The 23944-nt window shown below is 46.1% G+C and carries 28 protein-coding genes; 10 read left to right on the top strand and 18 right to left on the bottom strand.

What is annotated here, in order from left to right; all coding sequences use genetic code 11:
* Positions 1-78: 78 nt before the first annotated feature.
* From Q0218_RS10395 to Q0218_RS10385, 3 genes are all read right to left on the bottom strand, one after another.
* The gene (locus Q0218_RS10395) at positions 79-1410 is read right to left on the bottom strand and encodes a hemolysin family protein (protein ID WP_297969346.1); all 1332 of its coding nucleotides are present in this window, start codon (positions 1408-1410) and stop codon (positions 79-81) included.
* Positions 1411-2422: 1012 nt separating this feature from the next.
* Positions 2423-2548 (bottom strand): hypothetical protein, encoded by a 126-nt coding sequence (locus Q0218_RS10390; protein ID WP_297969344.1) that lies wholly within the window; start codon positions 2546-2548, stop codon positions 2423-2425.
* Between the two features lie 470 nt (positions 2549-3018).
* Entirely contained in the window at positions 3019-3471 is a 453-nt protein-coding gene (locus tag Q0218_RS10385) for a DUF411 domain-containing protein (RefSeq protein WP_297969342.1), read from the bottom strand.
* A gap of 396 nt (positions 3472-3867) precedes the next feature.
* Here Q0218_RS10385 and Q0218_RS10380 point away from each other — a divergent pair, with 396 nt between their 5' ends.
* Complete coding sequence (locus tag Q0218_RS10380; protein ID WP_295140971.1) at positions 3868-4080, top strand: hypothetical protein; 213 nt, start codon at positions 3868-3870, stop codon at positions 4078-4080.
* Between the two features lie 336 nt (positions 4081-4416).
* On the opposite strand, the gene Q0218_RS10375 is transcribed toward Q0218_RS10380, so the two are convergent.
* A complete protein-coding gene (locus Q0218_RS10375) occupies positions 4417-4575 on the bottom strand; it encodes a hypothetical protein (protein WP_297969340.1) in 159 nt (52 codons plus the stop codon).
* A gap of 514 nt (positions 4576-5089) precedes the next feature.
* On the opposite strand from Q0218_RS10375, the gene Q0218_RS10370 reads away from it, so the two are divergent.
* Positions 5090-5338, top strand: a complete 249-nt coding sequence (locus Q0218_RS10370) for a hypothetical protein (RefSeq protein ID WP_297969338.1) — start codon at positions 5090-5092, stop codon at positions 5336-5338.
* On the opposite strand, the gene Q0218_RS10365 is transcribed toward Q0218_RS10370, so the two are convergent.
* The 8 genes from Q0218_RS10365 to ung all read right to left on the bottom strand — a co-directional run bounded on the left by Q0218_RS10365 (position 5335) and on the right by ung (position 14233).
* Positions 5335-6126 (bottom strand): hypothetical protein, encoded by a 792-nt coding sequence (locus Q0218_RS10365; RefSeq protein ID WP_297969336.1) that lies wholly within the window; start codon positions 6124-6126, stop codon positions 5335-5337. The genes Q0218_RS10370 and Q0218_RS10365 overlap by 4 nt on opposite strands.
* Before the next feature lie 111 nt (positions 6127-6237).
* Positions 6238-7104 (bottom strand): DUF3137 domain-containing protein, encoded by an 867-nt coding sequence (locus tag Q0218_RS10360; RefSeq protein WP_297969334.1) that lies wholly within the window; start codon positions 7102-7104, stop codon positions 6238-6240.
* A gap of 265 nt (positions 7105-7369) precedes the next feature.
* Positions 7370-7924 carry a LemA family protein gene (locus Q0218_RS10355; RefSeq protein ID WP_297969332.1) on the bottom strand — a complete coding sequence of 185 codons (555 nt, stop codon included), beginning with the start codon at positions 7922-7924 and terminating at the stop codon, positions 7370-7372.
* A gap of 928 nt (positions 7925-8852) precedes the next feature.
* Positions 8853-11378, bottom strand: coding sequence for a TonB-dependent receptor plug domain-containing protein (locus Q0218_RS10350; protein WP_297969330.1), 2526 nt, complete (start codon positions 11376-11378; stop codon positions 8853-8855).
* 321 nt (positions 11379-11699) lie between these two features.
* Positions 11700-11966 carry a heavy metal-associated domain-containing protein gene (locus tag Q0218_RS10345; RefSeq protein ID WP_297969328.1) on the bottom strand — a complete coding sequence of 89 codons (267 nt, stop codon included), beginning with the start codon at positions 11964-11966 and terminating at the stop codon, positions 11700-11702.
* Positions 11963-12223: a heavy metal-associated domain-containing protein gene (locus tag Q0218_RS10340; RefSeq protein WP_297969327.1), complete on the bottom strand. Its 261-nt coding sequence runs from the start codon at positions 12221-12223 to the stop codon at positions 11963-11965. The genes Q0218_RS10345 and Q0218_RS10340 overlap by 4 nt, the downstream gene beginning before the upstream one ends.
* A 259-nt stretch (positions 12224-12482) precedes the next feature.
* A complete protein-coding gene (locus Q0218_RS10335) occupies positions 12483-13478 on the bottom strand; it encodes a pentapeptide repeat-containing protein (protein ID WP_297969325.1) in 996 nt (331 codons plus the stop codon).
* A gap of 68 nt (positions 13479-13546) precedes the next feature.
* A complete protein-coding gene (gene ung / locus Q0218_RS10330; protein ID WP_297969323.1) occupies positions 13547-14233 on the bottom strand; it encodes a uracil-DNA glycosylase in 687 nt (228 codons plus the stop codon).
* 186 nt (positions 14234-14419) lie between these two features.
* On the opposite strand from ung, the gene Q0218_RS10325 reads away from it, so the two are divergent.
* Positions 14420-14908: a YbaK/EbsC family protein gene (locus tag Q0218_RS10325; RefSeq protein ID WP_297969322.1), complete on the top strand. Its 489-nt coding sequence runs from the start codon at positions 14420-14422 to the stop codon at positions 14906-14908.
* A 141-nt stretch (positions 14909-15049) separates the two neighbouring features.
* Here the strand turns inward: Q0218_RS10325 and Q0218_RS10320 are convergent, their stop codons facing one another.
* Together Q0218_RS10320 and Q0218_RS10315 are read right to left on the bottom strand one after the other, a co-directional pair.
* Positions 15050-15301 carry a replication/maintenance protein RepL gene (locus Q0218_RS10320; RefSeq protein ID WP_297969320.1) on the bottom strand — a complete coding sequence of 84 codons (252 nt, stop codon included), beginning with the start codon at positions 15299-15301 and terminating at the stop codon, positions 15050-15052.
* A gap of 10 nt (positions 15302-15311) precedes the next feature.
* Complete coding sequence (locus tag Q0218_RS10315; protein ID WP_297969319.1) at positions 15312-15929, bottom strand: hypothetical protein; 618 nt, start codon at positions 15927-15929, stop codon at positions 15312-15314.
* A gap of 94 nt (positions 15930-16023) precedes the next feature.
* On the opposite strand from Q0218_RS10315, the gene Q0218_RS10310 reads away from it, so the two are divergent.
* On the top strand, positions 16024-16794 hold the full coding sequence (locus Q0218_RS10310) for an exodeoxyribonuclease III (RefSeq protein ID WP_297969318.1): 771 nt from the start codon (positions 16024-16026) through the stop codon (positions 16792-16794).
* A complete protein-coding gene (locus Q0218_RS10305) occupies positions 16788-17114 on the top strand; it encodes a YnfA family protein (RefSeq protein WP_297969317.1) in 327 nt (108 codons plus the stop codon). The genes Q0218_RS10310 and Q0218_RS10305 overlap by 7 nt, the downstream gene beginning before the upstream one ends.
* Positions 17115-17289: 175 nt before the next feature.
* On the opposite strand, the gene Q0218_RS10300 is transcribed toward Q0218_RS10305, so the two are convergent.
* The 4 genes from Q0218_RS10300 to Q0218_RS10285 all read right to left on the bottom strand — a co-directional run bounded on the left by Q0218_RS10300 (position 17290) and on the right by Q0218_RS10285 (position 20088).
* On the bottom strand, positions 17290-17901 hold the full coding sequence (locus Q0218_RS10300) for a hypothetical protein (RefSeq protein WP_297969316.1): 612 nt from the start codon (positions 17899-17901) through the stop codon (positions 17290-17292).
* Between the two features lie 60 nt (positions 17902-17961).
* Positions 17962-18471, bottom strand: a complete 510-nt coding sequence (locus Q0218_RS10295; protein WP_297969314.1) for a hypothetical protein — start codon at positions 18469-18471, stop codon at positions 17962-17964.
* Positions 18472-18484: 13 nt separating this feature from the next.
* Positions 18485-19405, bottom strand: coding sequence for a hypothetical protein (locus tag Q0218_RS10290; protein ID WP_297969312.1), 921 nt, complete (start codon positions 19403-19405; stop codon positions 18485-18487).
* Between the two features lie 122 nt (positions 19406-19527).
* Positions 19528-20088, bottom strand: coding sequence for a manganese efflux pump MntP family protein (locus Q0218_RS10285; RefSeq protein WP_297969310.1), 561 nt, complete (start codon positions 20086-20088; stop codon positions 19528-19530).
* Positions 20089-20388: 300 nt separating this feature from the next.
* Between Q0218_RS10285 and Q0218_RS10280 the strand changes: the two genes are divergently transcribed.
* From Q0218_RS10280 to Q0218_RS10260, 5 genes are all read left to right on the top strand, one after another.
* Positions 20389-21153 (top strand): DUF4197 domain-containing protein, encoded by a 765-nt coding sequence (locus Q0218_RS10280; protein WP_297969308.1) that lies wholly within the window; start codon positions 20389-20391, stop codon positions 21151-21153.
* A 17-nt stretch (positions 21154-21170) separates the two neighbouring features.
* Entirely contained in the window at positions 21171-22058 is an 888-nt protein-coding gene (locus Q0218_RS10275) for a DMT family transporter (RefSeq protein ID WP_297969306.1), read from the top strand.
* 256 nt (positions 22059-22314) lie between these two features.
* A complete protein-coding gene (locus Q0218_RS10270) occupies positions 22315-23208 on the top strand; it encodes a DMT family transporter (RefSeq protein ID WP_297969304.1) in 894 nt (297 codons plus the stop codon).
* 191 nt (positions 23209-23399) lie between these two features.
* The gene (locus Q0218_RS10265; RefSeq protein WP_297969278.1) at positions 23400-23723 is read left to right on the top strand and encodes a hypothetical protein; all 324 of its coding nucleotides are present in this window, start codon (positions 23400-23402) and stop codon (positions 23721-23723) included.
* Positions 23713-23931: a hypothetical protein gene (locus Q0218_RS10260; protein ID WP_297969276.1), complete on the top strand. Its 219-nt coding sequence runs from the start codon at positions 23713-23715 to the stop codon at positions 23929-23931. Before Q0218_RS10265 ends, Q0218_RS10260 begins: the two co-directional genes overlap by 11 nt.
* Positions 23932-23944 lie beyond the last annotated feature (13 nt).

Here is a 23944-nt window from a genome sequence, read left to right as displayed (position 1 = left end):
AATTTAAGACGCCATTTCCGCGCCTCAAATTTAAAACCGAATTTACGCCCCACCCGCAAAAGCAAGGCGTAAATTTACTCAGTCCTCGTCCTCTTTTTCTTCGATTTTTCTGCGCACTTTGACGCTAGAGATGCTAGCACCGTCCATCTTGCGAACCTCGTAGTAGCAGTTTTCGTCCTCGATCTTGTCGCCTACGACAGGCAAGCGACCGATGAGATTAAAGACGTATCCGCCGATCGTTAGCTCCTCGGTCTCGTCGGCAAAGCTTATCCCCATCAGCTCCTCGACGCTCTCTAAATCAAAGCGCCCCTGAAACTCGTAGATATTTTCATTGATCTTTTTATAGTGCGGGTCGGCGTCGTCGTGCTCGTCGTTAAAGTCGCCCAGGATCTCTTCCATTATGTCTTCCATCGTGAGCAGCCCCGCCGTGCCGCCGTATTCGTCCACGACGAGAGCGGCGGAGATTTGCTGCTTGTTCATCATCACGAGGATTTTAGATATCGAGAGGTTTTCGGGCACGATGACGAATTTACGCACGATGCTGTCAAATTCGCGCTTTTTGTTACCCAGATCGATTTGCAAGATATCTCTGATATGGATCATGCCCAGTATCGCATCCTTGCTGCCGTCGATGTAGGGGTAGCGCGTGTATTTGGACTCAAAGATAACTTTGATGTTTTCTTCGTAGCTCTTTTGCTTGTTTATGCAGACCATATCGCGGCGCGGAGTCATGATCTCTTTAGCGACCGTGTCGGAGAAATCGACCGCATTTTTGATGATCTCGGTCTCAAAGCTATCTAAAACGCCGCCTTTTAGGCTCTCGCCTACGATGATTTTTATCTCCTCTTCGGAGTGGGCTAGCTCGCTCTCTTTGGCTGGCTTGATGCCTAAAATTTTAAGCGAAACGCCGGCTAGAAAATCAAAAGTCTTGATAAGCGGCGAGAAAACCACCCAAAATACATGTAGCGGACGCGCGATGGCAAGGACTGCTTTTTCTGATTTTGCGATGGCGACGGACTTTGGCACCAGCTCGCCTAGCACCACGTGCATGAGCGTGATCAGCGTAAACGCGATCGCAAACGAGACGGTGTGGACTAAGATATCGTTTAGATTAAAGTATGTTTTTAGCGGTTCCTCGATCAGTCTAGCAACCGCAGGCTCGCCGATCCAGCCAAGAGCTAGCGAGCTTAGCGTGATGCCTAGCTGCGTGGCGGAGAGGTAGGTATCGAGGTTGTTTGACATATCAAGCGCGATTTTGGCGTTTGGGACTTTGTCCTTGACAAGCTCTTCTAGGCGAGTCTTGCGGACTTTGACGATGGAAAATTCGGATAAGACGAAAAAGGCGTTTAAAAATACGAAGAAAAACGCGAGAGCGATCATAAAAAGCGAGTCGGCGCTACTGGGGTGCAATTAAAATCCTTAAAAAATTAAAATGAAACGCGGCGATTATAGCAAAAAATCGGGAATTTTAAACTGAAAGCGCATTTTTACCGCCCGCAGCGTGGGCGATAGCCGCAGAGGCTATTTTGCCGCGTTTTGGCGCTTTTAGCCTCTTGCGCACCCTGCTTTCCGTTTAAATTTGAGCGCAAATTTAACTTCCGCGCTAAACTTGTAATACAAATATTGCTTATTTTATGCGACCTTTGGTCTAAATTTGCGAAAATTATTTAAATTTAAGTCCAAATTTGACGCGCCTAGACCCGCACCGCAAAAATGCGAGCCAAATTTGAAATAGTTTAAATTTGCGCCGCCTACGTTATTGGGGCTTAAATTCTTAAATTTGATAAAGGAGTTAAATTTAGATTAGTTTTAAGGCTTTGCCGGCAGCGCCCAGTTTGAGCTCTAAAAGCAAATCGGCTCGCTGTAAATTTTAAAATTTGAGCCAAGATCGGGCGGCTTTGGCACGGCGATTTTAGCGCTTGCGGCATCAAATTTGACCGCAAATCTAATCTACGGCAAATTTAAATTTGAAACTAAATCTGAGCTCAAATTTGACTTGTGGGCTAGCCATTTTGCCAGATCGCAAGCCCGAACCGCCGCGGCGAATTTGAACGTAAAATCCGCCCGAAAAACCACCAAAACTGCGCTTTATCGCCGTTTTCCTTCACACCGTTTGCGAAGTCGGTCGCGTTTTTTAGCAGGTCTTTTTGTCCTTTTTTTCAAGACGCAAAGCCTCAAGCCCCTCGTAGTCGGCGTTTTCATCGTTCCACCCATGTAAAGCCGCGCAAGAAGCCGCAAAATAAATAGCATAAGTATCGCTCGCGCCCCCGCCCGCTCCTTTATAAATTTAGCTTTAATATATAGCGCGAGGGAGTTAAATTTAGTTTGATTTTGCGGGGATTTGCGGCGTTTTTAGAAAAAAGGTCTCGCAAACCGATATCGCGGCAAAAACGACAATCAAACAGCAAGCTTCCTATCGCCCTCAAACAGCGCCTGCGACCGGATCGCGACTGCTACCGCAAAAAACCAGCGCTAGTATCGCCCTGCCGTCCGGGTTGCGACCCGTAAATTTTAGCTCAAAAACGATCAAGCCGAAATCGTAATCCAAAAAAGCAAATCGGTCGCCATTTTGTATCTTTTTTCTTTCATCTGGGCTAAATTTAGCGAGCGGATTAAATTTAACAAAACTATACCGATTTAACGACCGTTTTCAATCTTTGCGGCGCTCGCGGCAAGTCGCGCGAAGAAAAAAATTTGCGCGGGTCGCGGGCATCCGAGTCGCTAAATTTGACGCCGTAAAAAGGTAGCGAAAAAGCCGCCTAAATTTTATAAATTCAGCGCCGTAAATGCGCTCGTTTCATAATAAAAATTTAAAACGAAAGGGTAAAAATGCGCAAACCGTCAAACGCCGCCCGTAAAAAAGCAAAATTTAAAAAACGGCGAATTTTAGCAATCTCCCGCAAGGACAAAGCCGAGCAAAATTGGCACTGCAAAATTGACGTCGCGAGTAAAATTTATGCGGAAAAAACTCGGCGCAAATGCGCAAAAATAAGCCGAATTTACGCCGATTTCGCTAAATTATTTTACCTTTTTGCCGTTTTTGTAGCTGGCAAAAATTTCGGTCGTGCCGTCCTTTTTAAACGCGATCACGTCGTAGTCTTCGACGACGTCGCCCTGCTCCATACCAGGACTTCCCAGCGGCATGCCGGGCACCGAGATACCCACGACATCCTCTGGCTTAGCGGCCAAAAGCGCCTTTATCTCCTGCGCCGGCACGTGCCCCTCGATAGCGTAGCCGCCGACTATGCCGGTATGACAGCTGTATAGCTCCGCCGGCACGCCGTATTTATTTTTCGTTTCGATTATCTCGTTTGTTTTATGCTCGGTTACCTCAAAGCCGTTTTGCTTCATTACCTCGCCCCATTTGCCGCAGCAACCGCACTCGGGACTTTTATAAACCTCGATCGTCTCGCTTAGCGCGGCAGCCGCGATCGCGGAAAAGAGCGCAAAGCCCAAAAAGATCTTTTTCATCTTTATCCTTTTATAAAAATTTCGGCGCATTTTAGCGTAATGTATGTAAACATTAAATCAAGCTTTCAAAAACCAAATCTAAATAATTTCTCTCTAAATTTTAGCTCGTCTTTGAAAATTAGTCTAAAGCGGCCCTTGTCGCGTCGGCGGGTAAAATCGCCTAAACGGCAAGCTCGGCATATCGCTAGCGCAAAGCGTATCGTCATTTTAGGCGCTGCAAACCGTGCCGCTAAGCGTAAGAACGACAGGCGCCGGTCTAACCGCGACATAAGGCTACATGCGATTTTATGCAGATATTATTTAAAAACCGCCGCTTGGCTTGGATTTTACGCAAAATCAAGCTAAATTTAACCGTCACCGTTGTATCATTAAAAATAAATTTGTAAAGGAGAAAAAATGGCGCGGCTAGTTTTTATTTTGTTAATTCTAGGTTTAATCACGTGGTTTTATATGGGCGGAACGAATAAAACCGTGGCCGACTACAAGGGCATGAGTAGCGAGCAGCTAGAAACGCTGTGCCTAGAGAAAAAGGACAAAACCGCGTGCCAAAAATACGCGATAGACTTCGTAAATGGTGCCAAAGCAAACGGCGGTAAGCCGCAGTTTTAGGCATTCTTAGCGCGGATTTGCTTGGTAAATTTGCCTAATTAAAGCTCAGGTTTTAAATTAAATCCACAAGCCGATTTAGCGTCAAATGCGGCCCTAAATTTAAACGATTGACGCGAATTTAGGCGCATATCGGCGGTATATTTTAACCGCTTAGATAACAAAAGCCTGATCGCAAAATCAGGCTTTACTCTTTTTAAAAATTTACTTCATCGTACAAGCTGCTTGATCACCTAGATCACAAGCTTTTGTATAAAATATTTTGGCATTCGCCATATCTCCGCTTTTTTGTATTTATATGCCAATAAAGTGCAAGCTTTTTGAAAAAGTTCAATTTCTTTAGGATCGGTTTTGCCCCGCAACATAGTATTTTTCAGCAGCTTTTAAATAAGCCTGCGCATCGCCGCCGCATTTTTTGATATTGTCCTCCAGTTTCCCGGCACTCAAATTTAAAGAGCATAGAATGACAACGACCACAGCTAAAACGATTTTTTTCATTGTTTTTACTTTTAGTTTAGATTGGTTAGTCATTATATCTTTATTTGCACTGTTTTACAAGCATCGTTTTGATAATAAATGCAAGATTTTGGATAAATTTATGCCAAACCTAGAAGCAGCGGCTTTTACCGGACAAAGGCGCTAATCATACCGTAAAATCAAAGCTAAAGCATAAAAATTTTGCGCCGTCTATAAAGATTTAGACGGCGATTTTTGATTTGAAAGTATAGAAAAGCAAAGCCCGTTTCGCTAAATTTTAGCAAGCAAAACAGCAAAAATCGGAATAAATTTAAGATACTATTTTCATTTACGGCACGCCGCCGATGAGTTTTGCGCGTTTTTACCGCCGCAGGCGTTAGGATAAAAATGCGGCGCTATAAATTTACCTCCGCTTGCGCCGCTAGTACCGAAATTTAGAAACGCTTTAGCCCAAACTCGTCTGCGCCCTTAAAAATCCTGTTTTAGGCACCGTTAGATTTTTGCGCAAATTAGTCCAAAAATAGCGGTTAGTCTAATGCGCCAAATCCAAAGCGCTAGCAAATCTGCGATGCCAAGCCACTTTACCTACCCGCAAAAACCGCCGTATAAAACCGCGCATGAAAGGCCAAAACCAAAGCCCTTAGGCGCAAAACAGGCAAGCTCTCTAAAAGCTCATCGCCGCAGTCGTTCTCAAAATCTAGCGAGAAATGACGCGCTAGCAGGCGCAAACGGCGGTATTAAATTTAACGAGCTAAACCGCGCAAGAGCAAGTGCGCTAGGCTAATAGATAAAAAGCCCTTCTTTATTTGCCTCGCCGACCTTGTCCGTTTTGACCCACGCTACAATGTAGATAATAAACGACGCCACGATAAAAAGAAAACTAAATATAAACAAATACCCGCTTGCTTGCATCAGCTCCCCGATAAAAAACACGAAAATATACGTTTTAAAAAGCCCGTTTCTAGTTAGCCTAGCAAGCTCGAAAAAGACCTTCGCCCAAACTACCGCCACGTAAACTAGCAAAAGCACCGCGATAACGGCGACGAGTCTAGCTAGCGGATGACCCGTTTGCGCCAAATAAAACGCCAGCGTCTGCGTGACCTGGGCGACAAACATCGCTATCATCGCCTTGCCGTAGTTTACGTGCAGATCATCGCTACCCGCAAGCCGCGCGATACCGCCTAGCGCCGCATAGGTTAGCAGCGCGCCTACGAGGACTGCTAGAGCGACGGCGATTTGCAGCTTCAGCCCCGCGTAGTCCGCGATAAAAAACGCGTAAAGCTTGATAACGGCAGGCGCGACGCCGGAAGCTATGCCAGCCGTCCTAGCCCGCCCAAACGCCGCGCTCTCTTTTAGCGCCGCCTTCGTCTCCTCGCTTCTGGCGTCTTTCGTGGCGCGCTGCTCGCCCTCGTCCGTCACCACAAATACATCGCGGGCAAACTCCCCGTCGGCTCGAAACGCCACGCGCTCTCCACCGCCCGGCCGCCCAGCGCGCACCTCTTCAAAGCTAAATTTATAGTATTTCCCATCATCGCCGACTATCGTCGTTTCGTTTATCGCTACGCCCTTCATCCGCTCTCCTTTTTCGTTTTTACCGCCGCGCTCGGTGACTTTCGTCTCGCACGCTCGTTTGGGTTTTTAGGGTGCGGGTTACGCCGCCCGTCAAATTTAGCGCCGCGCTTTCTAATCCGCCCAAATTTTAAGGTTTAGCCGCAGCTCCTCGACGATACGCAAAAAGCCGCCGATCTCGTCTTTGTAAAATCTATTCGCTCCCTTACCAACGAGCGGGCGGCGCAGATCTGGCTCGAAGTTATCGCGTCCCGTGCGGATCGCCATACAGATTTTATCCCCGGTTAGCACGATGTTTATAGGGCGGTGAAATCTCATTTTTAGCAGCTTTAAATTTTCCATCAAGCTTGGCGTGAGCGCGTATCTAGCCTCGATCTGATCGGTTGCGTAGACTCTAAAATACCGCTCAAACTCCGCGTCGTCCATCCTCGCGCGCTTGCCGCCGTAGTCCTTAAACTCATCCGTCCCGCTACAAATTTGAGTGACGGCCTTTAAGCGTTTAGGAAAATCGGCCACGAACAAAAGCCCCGCAAAAAGCACTCTATGAGTCTTGTTCCCCTGCCAGTCCTCTTTGATGCTTATCGCCTCTACGTCGCTAAATTTGACCCGCACGCCCTCTATCTGCCCGAAAATCAGGTCGTTGCCCGAGTATTTATCGATGTCAAAATCATAAATCATATATAAATAATCATTTTCCACAAAGCCGCCCGGGTGGTAGGTTAGGCCGCAGCTTTCGACGATGCTTCGTATAACTTTTCGTTTAAATTTAAATGTGAAGCTATCAGTAAAAATGCTCTCGAAAAAATAATAAATCGTAGCCCCGCAAACTAAAAACGCGACCGCGCCGAGTATCGCGTCGCGCGAGAAATAGTAAAACAGCCAGCCTACTCCCGCTGCGAGAACAAAACAAACGAGCTTTAGCCTAAAAAGCGAGCGTAAAACCTTTTGTCGCTCAAGCTCTAGCAAGACCAGATCGTCCATTTTTACTCCATTTTGATTTAACGCCGTTTTTGCGAAATTTAGCTATTTTAAGCCCGCGCTTGGGCTTTTACATTTAAATTTGCTTTGATCTGCATTAATTTAAGATCACCGTTTATAAGCCGCGCGTTTTAATTCAAACCGAATTTACCGCTTAAATTTACCGCCCGCGCCGCTTTTTGCGTTCAAATTTAGCCAGTCTGCTTGCATTTTAGAGCGCGGTTAAAGCGCTCAAATTTAACTCAAATTTGACGAAGCGAGCGCAAATTTAGCGGTTAAAAAGCTCATGCACGTCGTGCGGATCGTCTTGCCCCTTTGGCACCTCGAAAAATGCCGCCTTGCTAAACCTCGCCCAGCTAGCGACGATGTTTGAGGGAAACATCTCCACGGCGTTGTTATAGTCGGTCACGGCGGCGTTGTAGGCGCGGCGCGCGGCGGAGATCTGCTCCTCGATATCATTTATCGTTTTTTGTAGGTGCATTACGTTTTCGTTTGCTTTTAGTTCAGGATAATTCTCCACGACGACGTTTAACTTTGAGATTAGATTTGACAGCTCGCCGTTTAGCGCAAATCTCTGCTCGTCTCCCGCGGCCTTTTGGATGCCGCTTCTAAGCGCGGAGATGTTTTCTAGCAGTTGGCGCTCGTGCGTGAGATACTGCTTGACGGTGGCGACTAAATTCGGAATGAGGTCAAAACGCTTTTTTAACTGCGTATCGACGCCTGATTTGATATTTAGGACTTGGTTTCGCTTGCCGATTAGCGAGTTATAAGTCGAAATAACGATGAGCACGAGAACGGCGAGGACGCCTAGGACGATATACATTTTACTCCTTTGATTTAACTTTTGTTTTGATTATATCAAAAAACCGCTGAAACCGGAAATTTATACGAGTTTTTGCCGCGCTAGATGCTAGGTCGCTCGGAGTTTGCGACCAAAATGCCAAATTTTGCTTGCTTTTAAGCAGCTTTGCGAGCAAATCTCGGACATATGGCTAGTTGTCGCAAAGTCAAGACGCGCGGCCGATTTTTGCGCTTAAATTTAAGCTTAAAAACGCAAAATACGATTTTGGCTTTGCGTTACGGGCGGTTGGCCTTATTTTAAACAAAAATCAAAGCAGATACGCGCAAGCAAAACGGCTCGGCGCAAGCTCTTGCCGGGCGACGGGTAAAATCTAGCCTATAAATTTCGCCTGCACGGGCGACACGGCCTTTTGGCGCAATAAATTCGTATCTTTTGAGTATGATTTTAAGTGGCCTAACGGCTAAATCATCGCAAATTTAGCGCCGTTTAAGCCGCGAGAGAAAAAATAGCGTTTTAAACAAGCTAAAAAGAGCGCAAACCGCATTTTCTCGCGGTTTAAGAGCTTTAAGAAGTAAGAGTAAAACTAACTTTAAGCGGCAAAATCGCCGAGCCGCCAATCTACCCCGCGCGTTTTGCGTTTAGGCAAGGAAATTACCACTCGCGCCTTATGCAAATTTTAGCTATTTTGCCGATTTTGCCCGTTACAGATAGATAAATTTACGCCCACTAGCAAGCCAAGAGGGCAAAAGCGCGGATTTACGCCGCTCACAAACGGCAAATTTGCGACTTTGCGCCGTAAGGCAAAATCCAAAACTAGCTAAAAGACGCAAATTTAAGGCGCGTATAAAAACTAAACCAAAGCGCTTTAGCCTTTTAAAGCTCGCAATTTTTGCCGCAAACCCGCTTTTACCGCGTCTTGCGCGGTAAATTAGGGATAAATCCTAGTAAATCACCACTTCATACCCGCTTCCAGCCAAAAGTTGCGGCCAAGGCCGTACTCGTAGTAGTTGCCCTCGTTTGAGGCGATAAATTTTTTGTTTAAAAGATTATTTATATCAAGATTTACAAACGCTCGAAAATCGCCGGCCAGCCGCCTTTCATAACCTATGCGCATATCCCAAGTCGCGTATGCGGGCAGCTTTTGGCGCTCGTAGACGTATATCCCGCGCGTTCTATTCCAGCCGCCTAGTAGCGCGTCCGTTTTGCTCGTATAGTTTATGAAATTTGAAACGCTAAAGCCGCTAAATTTAGCCGAGTGGCGAAATTTAGCCGAAAAGGGCACATGGTAATCAACGACCGGTAGTTCGCTTTTTTTGATGATTTTGCCGTTATACGAGACGTCGTCGTTCATCTCGTCGTCTTCATAATCCTCAAAGCTCCTGCTTTGCTTCGTAAAGCTTAGCGAGCCCTCAAAATCGTTTTTTACGCCCCAAATTTCGATCGGAGCAATGTTTGCCGCGCTTAAGGTTACGATGTCGCGCTTACTTTGCCCCTCGTTGGTAAATATATAATACCCGTTTCCGTAGCCAGGTAGCGGCTCTCTTACGTATTTCATCGCTACTTCGTCGCGGCCTTGGCGTCTTACGTATTTGAGATTTAGCCTCGCGTTGCCGATGTCGCCGCGATAATACGCGCTAAATTCATCATCGTAAGGCGTCTTTAACTCCCTGATGGGACGGCGGTTATTAGCCAGTCCGCCGCACGTATACGCCCCGCCGTAGGAGCTTCTCTCGCAAGTCTCATACATCCTGTACACGCCGTTATACATCTTATACGCGAAAAAATTTCGTCCGTAGTAGCGGTTTAACCCGATTCCTATGAAATTTTTATCCGCGAATTCATACTCGGCTAGCAACCTCGGAGCTAAATTTACGTCGTTGTTATCGCCGTTTCGCTCGATGCGAAGTCCGGGGCGAAATTTAAACGCGCCAAACTTCATCTCGTCTTCGAGATAAAGGGCGAGATTGGTTTGCGTAGCCTTGGTTTTTACGGCGTAGTAGTAGGTTTTTTTTGATAGATATTGACCGACCGCGCCCTGGGATGCGAAGCTATCGTCTATGACGCAAGTTTTATCGCCGGCGATGCATGTTCCGCTCATCAAAGGCTTTGGCGTACCGTAGGATACGCGGGTACGCGGTATCTCGTAGCTGCCGCTTTGTCTAGCTATCTCAAAGCCAGATTTCACCAGATGCGATGCGCCAAACGCCTCAAATTCCTTCACGCTTGCGTCGAATTTATACGCCAGCTTATTTTGGCGTTGCTCAAAATCGTTTAGTCCCCCTATGCCCGAGCCGAAATTCGGGCTAGGATTGGTTCCCCAGTTTTTGACGTTTGATGGTTTGTAGCCGTAGTACTCGGTATCATGCTCATAGTCGCGGCTGTTTTGCGAGGCGGAGTAGCTAAGCGTCTGCTCCAAAAATACCCCCTCAAGATCAGCCTGCGCCTCGAGAGTCGCGACGTAACCGCCGTATTTTAGCGTGAGCTGGGAGTCTAGGTAGCGCTTGGCGGAGGTGTAGTTATCTAGCCTGGAGTACAAAAAGCTCGGCTTTAGCGTAAATTTATCGCTCACGCCCCAAACGCCTTTTACGAAAAGATTATCATTAGTCTGCCTGTCGTTTGGAAACGAGTATAAATTTTGATTTATCTGTTTTTTGTTGTAGTGGTTTTCTATGACGGAGCGGTGCCTCGAGTAGTCTAGCAAAAGGCCGAAATTCTGCGTCAAATATCCCTCGGCGCCGACTCTATATCTGCGCTTTTTAAAGTCGCTCATATCGGCTAGATCGCCGTCGTCGTATCTTTGCGCGGCGGAGGCATCTTTATAAATTTTACTCCAATCTCCGCCCGTATAAGAGTAGCTAAGCACGCCGTGAAAGCCGCTTTTGGGATCTCGGGTTTTAGCGTTTACGGCGCCTCCTTGAAAGCCGCCGTATCTAGCCGAGACCGCGCTATCTAGCACCTCGACGCTACCCAGCAAGTCCGTATCTACGCTCATGGCTTGCGAGCCTATCGTGCTGTCGCTCCAGATATTGTTGTGGTTATTCCACGTGCGTTTTTTAGGGTCTAGGTCGTTATTTATGCTTGCGCCGTCTAGGGTAAAGTTATTTTGATAGTAGCTCGCGCCGTTTATGCTGATATCTTGCGGAGCCAGCTCGCCCGCGCGCACGCTTTTGGCGTTTTTCGCGCTAAAGGCGACGTTTGGATTGCCCTTTAAAAGATCGGTTATGCCGTGATTTTTAGACGTTATCAGATCCATATCCGCGCGCGTTAGTTTTCCGGGTTCTTTCGTAGCGTTGGCGTCGGCGCTGACCTCGACTTTATCTAGCACGACCTCCGAGGCGTTTAGCGTACTTAAATTTAACGCCTTTAAAGCGGTTAAATTTAAAGAGCCTTGATTAGCGTCGCGACTCGCGGCCAAATGCGAAAGCGGCAAATTTAATGCCGCGGCCGCTACCAAAAGGCTAGCCGTTTTTTTCATAATTATCCTTCGTTAAATTTATTCGTCGGTTTTGGGCGTTTGCGTCAAAACCGCGTATTTTAGGCGGCGATAAATTTTACTCGTTTTACGTTTTAGCTTTGAGGGTTGCTAAATTCGGCTAAATTTACGCCGCAAATTTGTAAAAAGGCGGCTATCTGCGATTTGCCCTTGCAGCGATTAGGCTTTATTTTTAAACGCGCGTTTAAACCATAAATTTAAACAAAACGCTTAAATTTATTCGCCGTCTAAAAAACTACGCAAAGCCGCTTTTGCTAAAAACCCAAAAACTGCACTAAGGGCTAAATTTATTCCGCTCGGGCATTATTTTTCAGACTTTAAAACCGCCTGATAGCCCTGCTTTTTGAGTGCATCGACGACAGCGTTTTGGGGCAAATCGTCTTTAGCTATGATTTGAGCGGTTTTGGCTTCTAAATTTACCTCAAAATTTTTTACGCCTTTTAGCTCGCCAAGAGTCTGCACGATGACCTCGTAGCAGCTTACGCAGGACATATTGGGTATCTCGTAAACTAGCGTCTTGTCCGCAAACGCCGCCGCGCTAAGCACGAAAACTAGAGCCAGCTTTTTCATTCTTTGATTCCGACTTTGTATTTTTTAGCTTGGATGGCGCGCACGACGTCCATCACGTTGGCGCCGCTATCTGCGGTGATATTTACGTCCTTGCTTTTTAGATCAAAACTCACTCTTTTTACGCCTTTGACGCTTTTTGCGGCATCTTCGATTTTCTTGGCGCAGCCGCCGCAGTTCATGTTAGGTACGTTTAGTTCGTAGGTTTGCTCTGCTAAAATGCTGCCGCAAATCGCCGCTAAAAGTAAAATTTTCTTCATCGTCGCTCCTTGAAAATAATATTTGATATGAAATTGTACCAATATATTTCTTATATATTTATTATTTTGATTTATTTTAAATGTAATGTAACCTACGTTTCTATTATATTTAAGGCAAAATTCGGCGGAAAATTTAAAATCGCCGCGGAAGGCGACGTTTATTTTAGTTCTAAATTTTAGCCCTCCCGCGCCGTTTGCTTTTTGATATTTTAGCGGTTTAAGATTTTTTATTTGCTAGTCGCTTAGTCTACGGACTCTGCTACTTCACCCTGCATCCCGTAGCCTCCGCTGCCTCACAGACGAGATCGTAGAGCGCTTGGGTAAGTTCTGCTTTTTCCGGATATAAAAAATCTTTAGGGTGTATTACTTCATAGGGGGTTGTAGGATGTGGAGCATAATCTGATTTTGCCTCTTTTATCAACTCCTCTTTTAAAGGGCTATCGCTGTTTTCTATAATGGAAAGCAAACAGCTATAAAATTCATCGGTTAGCTTAAATACGCAATTGTTTTTTGAGGGTTTGACTTTATCCAAATAACAAAATGACCAAAAGTTACACATAATGATATCCGCCTTAGAAAAATCCACGCCGTCCATTCTGTTATCTACGTTTTCAGGCGGGATAATCTCGCCTTTACGCAGGTCTGTTATCTTTTCGACCCCGTAAAAAGAGCAGTCGTATAGCGTCCCCTCAAAGGTGCAGTTTTTTAGACTAGAATGCCAAAAAAGCGCCTTGTGGATTTCTCCGCTAAACAGGCAGTTTTCTAACGATTTACAGCGATTAAATTTTAAGCGAACATTCTTTTTGATTTGGGTAAAACGACAGTCTTTTAGCGTAGCCCCTATAAAATCTCCCCATTTGTATTTGCAACCGGCAAAACTGCACGACAAAAAGGTAGCGCCATTTCCGCAAATAGCATAGGCGCTCAGTTCAAATACGCTTTCATCAAAAATAACGTGGTTAATCACAGGGGTAAAATCCTGCGTTTCTTCGATGGCAAAATACTGCCACACCGAGCCTGAAAAGTCGGCATAAGACAAAGAAGTATGGAGTGGTTTGGATACGTTTTCCCACATATATCCTTCTCGCAAAGGAACTTGCGCTCTTTCGCCTATGAGCTTAATCCCGCGAAAATCCTGCAAGCCCTCTTCTGTAAGCCCAAAAGGCGATACGCTAAGGTTTTTAGTAGCCGCAACCACGTCTTGCAAAGTAGGATAAACATCCCAACGTTTTTTGAGTTTGATCGAAATCGCCACTTTTACTCCTTTGTTAAATTCGTCTATTTGCGTAGATTTAAAGTAAAATTTGCTCGGCTAGCTCGGCTCTAAACGGCATTGTTTAAATCCCAGTCTATCGGCGCTTTGCCGTGCTGCGCTAGATACAAATTCGCCTTTGAAAAGTGTCTGCAACCAAAAAACGCCCCGCGCGCTAGCGGACTTGGATGCGCCGCCGTTAGCACAAGGTGTTTGTTAGCGTCGATGAGAGGGATTTTGGCCTTAGCGGGATTACCCCAGAGCATGAAAACGACGTTTTGGGCGCGTTCGCTAAGCTTTTTGATCGCAGCGTCCGTAAACTCCTGCCAGCCAAAATTTGAGTGCGAATTTGCCTGCCCAGCGCTAACGCTTAGCGTCGCGTTTAGCAGCAGCACGCCCTGCTTCGCCCAGTAGCTCAGATCGCCCGAATTTGGCTGCGTAACGCCCAAATCGTCGTAAATTTCTTTGTAGATATTTTGCAAGCTGGGCGGGATTTTGACGCCGCGCGGCACGGAGAAGCTTAGCCCCATCGCCTGCCCCGCGCCGTGATACGGGTCTTGGCCCAGGATTACGACTTTGACGGCGTTAAAGGGCGTTAGATTAAAGGCGTTAAATATCAGCGCGTTTGGCGGATAGACCTCGCCCGCAGCCTTTGCGCGTAGAAAATTTTCCTTCACTCGGGCGAAATTTTCGCTTAAAAACTCATCCTTTAGCGCCTCTTTCCAGCCCGCTTCGATTTGGATTTTGTCTATTTGCATATTTTTCCTTTGTAAATTTGCTCTTTTTGCATTCATTTTAAGGCAAATTTACAAAATAATAGCCAAAAATATTTAAATTTAGACGCATTTGGTTTGCTAAATCTTTAAAATAATCGGGAGCTGCAAGGCAGATATTTTAAAATTTGCTGTATAATCCAAACTAAAATTTAAACCAAAGGAATAGCGATGTCCGAGCAAATTTTCGAGAAGATAAAAGAGCTGCTAAGCGCGCAAAACGCAAACTTTCGCGCGGTATCTCACGAGAGCGTCAAAACCTCGGCCGAGGTTGCCGTAGCGCGCGGCACGCAGCTAGGACAGGGGGCTAAGGCGCTCGTTTGCGCCATCAAAGGCGGCGGCGCCAAACGATATGTTTTGGCCGTGCTGCCGGCGGATTACAAGGCTGATTTACAGCTCATCGCGAGCGCACTCGGCGGATCAAGAGCGAGCCTAGCAAGCCCCGACGAGGTCGCGAGGCTAACGGACTGCGTACCCGGCAGCGTTCCGCCCTTTAGCTTTTGCGAGGAGTTAGAGCTGATCGCCGATCCTAGCTTATTTACGCGCTACTTCGAGCTTGCCTTTAACGCAGGCTTGCTAGATCGCTCTATCATTTTAAACACAAAGGACTACGAACGCATCGCCCGGCCAAGGTCGGTTAAATTCGCGGCTCGGCAGTAAAATCTGCATGACTAAATTTGACCCAAATTTCGGCGAATCAGGTTGAATAAATTTTGCGCAATTAATTTAAATTAGGCAATTTGCTAGCGCGCGCCAAATTTGCCCGAAGTAAATACGGCCGCGCAAAGAGACTAAATTTACTCATTTTTGCAGCCCTTTTAGATTTTTAAAACGGTAAATCCCGTTTTTTACGCGCTCAAAAATTTTACGGCTTTCTAGCAGTTTTATCGTCTCTATGACGGTTGGTTTGCTAGCGCTCGTTTGCTCGCAGATTTGCGAAATTTTAATGCAGATAAAGCCGTTTTCGTCGGCATTTTGCGCTAAAAATAAAATTATTTCCATCTTTTTCTCGCCCAAAATTTGAGCGAAAATTTCCCTTGTTAGCTCCGTCATCGCGCTAAATTTATTTTTTGTATTCTAGTAGTTTAAAGTATTTTTTCGCTATCGAGTCGAGCCAGAAAATATCGTAATCATCGCCGAGGTCGCTCCCCGCGGGGTATTCGCCCTTATCCACGTAAAAAATCCCATCCAGCCGCACCTCGCCGCCTTTGCATTTAGCGGTTTCGTCCCAAAGATAACGCCACATATATTTTTTGCCGCGATCCGAGCCGCCTACTTGCAAAGCGACGCTTTCAAAAGTGCCCTCACGAAGACTGTGTTTGATGATTAGCTCGCCGTCCTCCACGCCCGCGTTGATTTCGCCGTCATACCCCTCGCCAAGGTCAAAATGCCTGGCGTAATGCTCGACGGCAAGCTCTTTTGAGGGCTTGTACTCCTCCAAAATTAGGCTAAAATTTACGCCCGGTATGCGCTCATTTTCCTTATCTTTTAAAATTTCTAGGCTATTCTCGTTCGCGCAGTAGTTCAAATTTAGCTTCACGATCTCGTCCTTGTTTGCCTTTAAAAACACCCCCAGCTCCGTAACCGACTTTACGTCCGAGATGAAAATGTTCGCGCTTTTTATCTCTTTTGCGTTTAAAAATGCTGCGAGCATGAGCGATAAAACGATGATTTTTTTCATTTTTTACTCCTTAAAACGATCCTAATTTTACTAAATTTTAGCTTATTTTACGGCTCTTGCGATACAATACGCCAAATTTAACAAAGGATAAAATTTGAAACTAATCAGCTGGAACGTAAACGGACTGCGCGCCGTCGCTGCTAAAGACGGCTTTGCTTGGCTAGAGCAGCAAAAGCCCGATTTTTTGGGCCTTCAGGAGATCAAGGTGCGCGAGAGCGACGTGCCCGCCGAGATTTATAAGCTCGGATTTAACGAAATCAGCGTAAATTCGGCGGCCAGAGCCGGGTATTCCGGCGTGATGAGTCTGGCTAAATTTAGCTCCGCCACGCAAAAAGCGGCGTTTTTCGATGACGACGAGGGGCGGGTTTTGGAACATAGATTCGGCAACGTCGCGCTTTTTAACATCTACTTTCCAAACGGCCAAAAAGACGAGACTCGCCTAGCTTACAAGATGGACTTTTACGTTAAGTTTTTGGCGTATATAGAGGAGCTCGTAAAGCAGGGTAAAGACGTGATATTTTGCGGCGACGTAAACACCGCGCACCGCGAAATCGACCTCAAAAACCCCAAAGCAAACGCCAAAACCTCGGGCTTTTTACCCATCGAGCGCGCGTGGCTGGACGAGGTCGTCTCGCGCGGCTTTATCGACACCTTTCGGCATGTGCGCGGCGACGAGGCGGACGCGTATTCGTGGTGGAGCTACCGCTTTAACGCCCGCGCCAAAAACGTCGGCTGGAGGATCGATTATTTTTTCATTTCATCAAGCCTCAAAGACCGCCTAAAAGACGCCTTTATCCTAAACGAAGTCACGGGCTCCGATCACTGCCCCGTGGGCATCGAGATCGATCTGGACGGGCTTTGCTAAAAGAAATCTTGCTTTATTTCGCGGCGGCGTTTTTTGAGATTTTTGGCTGCTTTAGCTTTTGGGCGTATTTTAGGCTGGGCAAAAGCGCGCTGTTTTTGGGGCTCGGCGGTGCGTCGCTCGCGGCATTTGCTTTTATTTTAACGCGTGTAAATTTAGACTTCGCCGGGCGTGCTTACGCCGTTTACGGCGGCATTTATATCGTCTCGTCGCTGCTTTGGCTGCATTTTGTAGAAAAGCAAGCTTTTACCAAATGGGACTTAATCGGCGGTGCGATTTGCCTGCTTGGCGCTTGCGTGGTGCTTTACGGCGGCAGAGGGTAAATTTAAGAGGAATAACCAAGTAATAAAGGGGATTCGTATGCGATTATTTATTTATCAAAACGAGCTTAACGTAGTTTGTTTCGACGAGTATTTTAGTTACTTAAATAGCATCAAAAATATAATCGATAAGCCTATATACGATTTTTTGAATTAGTCGTCGACCAAGCCGCGCTAATTACGATAGTTTTTTCCATTCGCCTAGCGAGTACAAAAAAGGATTACGAAAAAGAGTTAAGATTTCATCTTTTAAATCTTTATTGACTATTAACGTATTTAAATAGCAATAATTTCTAGTTAAAAGGATATCTCTATGCGAGTCCGTATAAGCCGCCGCCGATAAACCTTGTTTCGGATCGGCTAAATCCGGATAAACGACCTCTTCTTTTATTTTCCATCCTATTATTCTTACTAGATAAAACGCCTCATCGGTAAGCAAATTTCCTTTCGTATTTACCAGATACGAGATGCTCTTGTCAAAATTATAATCAAACCCGTTCTTTTCTAAAAAAGACAGTAGTTTTTCTGAAACGATATAAAAACCCAAGCCGTAAGGCAAGAAATCAAAGCTAATATTTTTTATCGATTTTATACATATAGTTACGTCTTTTGGCATAGGATGGATATTATCGTTTATACCGGTATCGACCCATTTGTAGCTAAAAGGCGGATGCGTCTTTTTAATATTAAATTTCTCCAAAATGCCTATCTGATCGCAAAACGGTATTTTTAGTTTTTCTCTTTTTTCGTTATCTTTAACAGGATAGCCCCAAACAAGGATATTTTTCATTTTTCAATCAAACCCTCTTGCTTGCCAATTATTTCTTGCGATTTTGCCGAATTTTTATTTCTATCGCTTACGCCGCTTATTGGCCTTTAAATTATTCGCGTTTGCGTCTTTATATACCCATAATTCTTTAAAAACGAAATCATAATCTAAAAAATCGGTTAATTCGGAAAAATCGTCGAATTCTTCCGGCAAAGGAAAACCGATACCCAAAATCCTATCGACCGCGACGAATCCGCCCCAAGCGACCTGCTCGGTCGTATTTTGCAAGATATCTGCTACGCTCATCCCAGCCCAAATGCGCCCTTTTGACGTTTTACAATATCCGTTAAAATTTACGCCGCACGAGATAAGGGAAATTTCAAAATTTATAGGGTCGAAATAAATATCCAAAAACGATTCTTTTATTTTTATGCAGTCGTCGCGTATATCGCTTATTTCGTAGCCTAGTTTGTCTAACTTGCTAAGGATATCATTAATGTTTTCGCCCAAATGTATATCCCCGACACCGACATTTGGAGCGATGACGTCGCCTAAAATTTTCATTTCGTTTGCGCCGGTTTTAGTCTGCATGCTTTATCTTGCTTCATTTTTTGTCGTATTTTGCCTTTAGCAGGTCGTGGAGCTTGCTCCAAGTATGCGAATAATGCCCCCTGCTTTCAAAGCCGCAGCCGCTGATTTTGCTCTCTAGTATGGGCGTTAGATCTCCGTCTGCTACGTATTTAAAAAAGAATTCTCGCAAATTCGGAAAATTGGCTAAAAATTTCAAATTTTCCGCGTTAAAGCGCGCATCAAAACGCTCCAGCGACTCTAGCCGAATGCCTTCTATCGCCGCGCTATTAAGCAGCCTGCAGCGCTCGATATAAAGCCACTTTAGCTTTTTTAGAGCATTTATCTCGCTTACGTTAGTAAGCCTAGGCGCGGAAAATATAAACAAAAAATTTAGTTCGCTGCAACGCTTTATGCCGTCCAGGTTCACAATCCTCGTAAAAGCCAGCTCTAGCTGCTCAAGTCTTGGCGTATCGCGGAAAACGGCTAAATTTTCGTGCGAGAGTTTTGAAAGTTTAGCGTAGCGCAAAGTAGGCGGCAGGCGGTTAAATTTCATCTTTTTGTTTTGCGTCGCCTCAAGCGCTTCTAAATTTTTGAAACGCGAGAAATCGAGCCCGAATTCGGCATTTTCGAAAAATCGCAAAGCTCGCATCTCAGTGTCGTAAAGCGCCTCCGCGCCCTTTACTTCGCCGATTTTAAAATCCTTCCAAATCTCTACAGACTCTATCTCGGGAAAGATTTCGAATGCGCTAAAATCAAGCGAGGAAACAACGCTAGGGTTGCCTGCTATCCTAACAACGCGCACGTCGTGTTCTTTGGCAAAGGCTATGCCCTCGGCTAGTCTGTTAGGCGGGTAGATCACTACCGTAGCATCTCTGCCCTGCGACGGCTTTGGGACGTAAGGATAGCGCACATCGCCTTGCACGCAAGCGTCTATGATTTTAAATTTTTCGCTCATAAAATTCCTTAAAATGTTTCTGTATTCGCCGGCCGCGTTTAAATTTATGAGGGCTTAACGATTTTAGCGAATTTTCGCTTGCGGCAAAGCTAAACTAGCCCGCTAAATCCTAAATTTAGCCTTTAGCTCAAAAATCCGTGATCTAAAAGGTGCGTGATTAAAATTTTAAATCCAAGAGCGATGAGGATCGCTCCGCCTAAGATCAGCGCCTTTTGCTCCAAAAACTCTCCCGCAAATTTGCCGACGTAAAACGCCGTGACGCTAAGCGCGAAGCAAACTATCCCGATAACAGCGGCGCTAAAGTAGATCTCAGCGGCCGTAAAGTTCAGCGTCACGCCCACGGCTAGCGCGTCGATGCTGGTGGCAAATCCGCCCGAAAGCAGCATCTTTGTATCAAGGCTCATAGCCTGCGCGGGCTCGTTTCTACAGGCTTCGCGGATCATCTTTACGCCCAAAAAGCCCAAAATCGCAAACGCGATAAAGTGATCGATCTGCGCGATAAATCTCGCAAACGCAGCACCCAAAAAATAGCCCGCAAGAGGCATCGCCGCCTGAAAAAATCCAAAAACAAATGCGATAAATAAAATCTTTGATAGCGCGAGATTGCGGTATTTTGCACCGTTTGCGATGCTAAGCGCCGCCGCGTCCATAGCAAGCGCGATAGAGAGAAGTAAAAGCTCCATTTTGCCCTTTCAAAAAGGCTAATTTTAACTCAAATTTTGCTTTTCTCGGTTAATCTAGCTCAAATTTGCGTCTAAATTTGACGTCTGAAATTTGAAGCCAAACAGACGAGCGCGCCGTATAAATTTGCACTTAAATTTAGCTCTTAAATCCAGGCTCAAATTTGCGATTTAAATTTTGCAAATTTAAGCCGCCGTGCCGTAAAGATGCAGGTAAATTAGCCCTAAAAAGGACAAAATTTACCCGTTTAAAAGCCGAGTTTTAATATCATAACCGCCGAATTTTACTTTAAGGAAAAAACGATGAAAAAAAGTTTGATCTTATGCGCGGTTTTACTCGCCGTTTCGGCGCAGGCGGCAGGCTGGCAGGATGCACTAAATAAAGAAACGCTAAATCAAGGCGCGCAGATACTTGGCGCGGCAAACTCGGGCGACTACAAAAGCGCGGTTAGCTCGGCTCTAAACGCTGCCGTTAAGGAGCTGTCAAACGGGGGATTTCTAAATAACGCCGCGGCTAAAATCCCGCTGCCAAAGAGCCTGGAAACGGCTGCAAATTTGGCTAAAAAAGTAGGTGGCGAAAAGTGGGCAAACGAGCTCGTGGCCTCGATAAATAACGCCGCGAGCGCAGCCGTGCCGGGAGCTGCGGACGTATTTTCGGGCGTGATAAAAAACATGAGCGACGCGGACGTGAAAAAGGTACTACAAGGCGGCAAGGATAGCTTTACAAAGTTTTTGCAACAAAGCTCTAGCCAGAAGCTGCAAGCCGTATTTAAACCGATCATTACCAAGATGATGAGCGATAATACCTTCGCAACCGCCTATAACGGGCTAAATTCGTTCGTCGCGGGTAGCGCGCTAGCAAAATCCGACGCCGCAAAACAGCTAAAAGGCATCGCTACTAGCATGGGTGCTGGCGAATACATCCCGCAAGAAAACGAGGATCTAAACGACTACATCACGCGCAAGACGCTAGACGGGCTCTTTAACGTGATGAGCGAGAAAGAAAGCTCGCTACGAGGCGGCGCGGTCGAGCAGGGCACGAAGATCCTGCAGGGAATTTTTAAGTAAAATCATAAGGGAGAATAGTGAAAAATAGTTTGGAATTTCGCGCCGACGTAGGCATGATATTTGTTGCGATAGTCTTTGGTCTAGGCTATCTGCCTACCTCGCTCGCGCTTGCGACTAACGGAGTTTTTGGCGTTTTGTTTTGGAGATTTTTGCTAGCGGCGATCATAGCCGGCGCGATATTTTATAAAAAGCTAAAAAACGTAAGCGCGTCTGATATAAAACCCGGCGTGATTTTGGGTCTGTTTTTGTTCGCGGGATTCGTGAGTCAGACTTTCGCGTTTAAGTATGCCGACACCTCGTCCGTAGCCTTTATCATCGGGCTAAACGTGGCTTTGGTGCCTTTTATCGCGGCGGGGCTTTTTAGGTATAAAATTTACTCCTACGCGTATGTGGGCGTGGCGTTTGCGGTGGCGGGGCTTTATATGATAGGCGATACGAAAGTGGGCTTTGGCCTGGGCGAAATTTTGGCTCTGGTTTGCGCGTGCGCCTACTCTTTTCACATCGTGCTCACCAACCGCTTGGTGCAAAAATGCAACCTCGTAAATATGGTTTATTTTGAAATTTTAACCCTAGTCGCGCTTTGTTTTGTAGCTATTTTGGTTTTTGAGGGCGCTAAAATCGCTCCCGTCACGGACAAGGCGTTTATCATAGCGATGCTAGTCGTGGGCGTGTTGGGCACGGCGTTTGCGTTTTTCGCACAGGCGCTTATGCAAAAATTTACCACGCCGGTTAAAACGGCGATATTTTTCACCCTAGAGCCCGTAACCGCCGGAGCGATGGGGTATTTCATCGGCGCGGAGGACATCAGCGCGTACAGGCTTTGCGGCGCGGCGCTTATCTTGGTCGGAGTTTTGATTAGCGAGATAGGCAGCTACCTGCGCGCTAAAAAGGAAAATTTAGCTTAAATTTCGGCGGGTTTTGCTTGCCGTTTCGCTCAAGGCAAAACCTCGCCGTAAAATCAAATTTATAAATTCGCCTCTAAATCTACTCTCGCGGCGATTTTTACGGAAATCTTTTAAAATCGCCTCTTAAATTTAGCTTTAAATTTATCGCCGTTTTGCCCGCTGGCAAGACGGCGGCGACTTTTAATTTGATGCGATAAAGCCCGAATTTAGTCAAATTGCGTTAAATTTGCCCCTTAAATTTAGCTAAAGAAATCAGATGAAAAAATCAACCGAATTCAAGGCCGACTTTGCGCTGCTTGCTATCGCAGTGGTCTGGGGCGTGACGTTTTTGCCGATGGCGCAGACGCTAAAGACCAACGGCGTTTTTACGCTTTTATTTTGGCGGTTTTTGATCTCGGCCGTCTTGATGGCGCTCATAAGCCTCAAATTTACGCGCAAGATCGATCCTAATTCTCTCAAATTCGGCGCATTTTTAGGCGTGCTTTTGTTCGCGGCCTTTACGCTTCAGACCTTTGCTCTAAAATACGCCCCAAGCTCCACCGTCGCCTTTATCACAGGACTTAACGCGGTTTTTACGCCCTTTATCGCGCTTGCGTTTTTCGGACAAAAGGTCGTAGTTTATGCCTTTGTCGGCGCGTTTTTGTCGGCGGCAGGGCTTTATTTGCTAACGGGTAGCGAGCTGGGTTTTGGCGTCGGCGAGGGGCTTAGCGTCGTTTGCGCGCTAGGTTTTGCGCTGCATATCATTTTCACGGGCGTTTTGGTACGCAAGTGCGAGCTGTACTGGATGGTGAGCGCGCAGTTTGCGGCCGTGGCGGCGTTTTGTTTCGTTGCGGCGCAGATTTTCGAGCCTCGCGGCGTCGTGCCCGTTTTGGACGAAGCATTTTTCGTTGCGGTCGCGGTGACGTCGGTGTTTGCGACGGTTTTGGCGTTTTTCGTGCAAACCGCGGCGCAGCGCTACACGACGCCCGTTAAAACCTCGCTCATATTTACCTTTGAGCCCGTAAGCGCGGGGATAGTGGGGTATTTCGTCGGCGGCGAGATACTAAGCGGCGTGCAGATAGCAGGAGCCGGGCTCATACTCTTTGGCATCGTCGTTAGCGAAGTCGGCAGCTACTATAAAAACAAAAGATCGCGGGGAAATTTGAGCTAGCCTCTTTTGCATGCTTAAATACGGAGCAGCCGAATTTTGCGGTTAAATTTAGGGTTTTAACGGCGAGTTTAGGTGCCGAATTTTGCTCAAATTCGGGCGCATCGAAAACGAAATTTGACGTGCGCGGCCCAAACTTACGTTTAAATTTAAAAATTTCGGCGTAAATTTGATCGCGCAAAGGAAGGGAAAAAATGAACGAGGATGAAAATTTAGCGGCGCCAAAGCGGATGAAACTTGATGCCGAAGAGAAAATTTTGTGCGAATTTGAGCTCGCGCATACCGTCCACAAAGAAGTCGACTCCGCGCTTTGTCTTTTGATGCTGCTTTTATACGCGCGCGACAAGAGCTTTGACGTAGGCGTCTTTTGGGTCGCCATGACGGCCGGCTGCGCATTTTTATTTTGCCTTTTTGCGCGCCAAAGCGTAAAGACCGCCAAGGCCAAAAAGCTCTGCGTCACAAACAAGCGCTTTACAACCAAGCGGCAATACGGTCGGTATCGGCGACGTGTATTTTAGGTATTTTGACTCTGGCTATTCGTGGGTATCGTTTAAAGTCGAGCTTTGTTTTTATGAAAACAAAAAATTTCTCTTTTACTGCGTAGTGGACGAGGAGAGCGACGAGTATAAAAATTTGATAAATTCGCTATACGAGATTTCAAAAAACGACCGCCTCTTGCAAAAGCACCTAGGCTACTACGTAAAGCAAAAGCTAATCAATCCGTAAATTTAGCCAAATT

Origin of the sequence: uncultured Campylobacter sp., assembly GCF_938039245.1 — a bacterium.
Lineage (GTDB): Bacteria > Campylobacterota > Campylobacteria > Campylobacterales > Campylobacteraceae > Campylobacter_A.
This window is presented reverse-complemented; position numbering and strand designations above follow the sequence as displayed.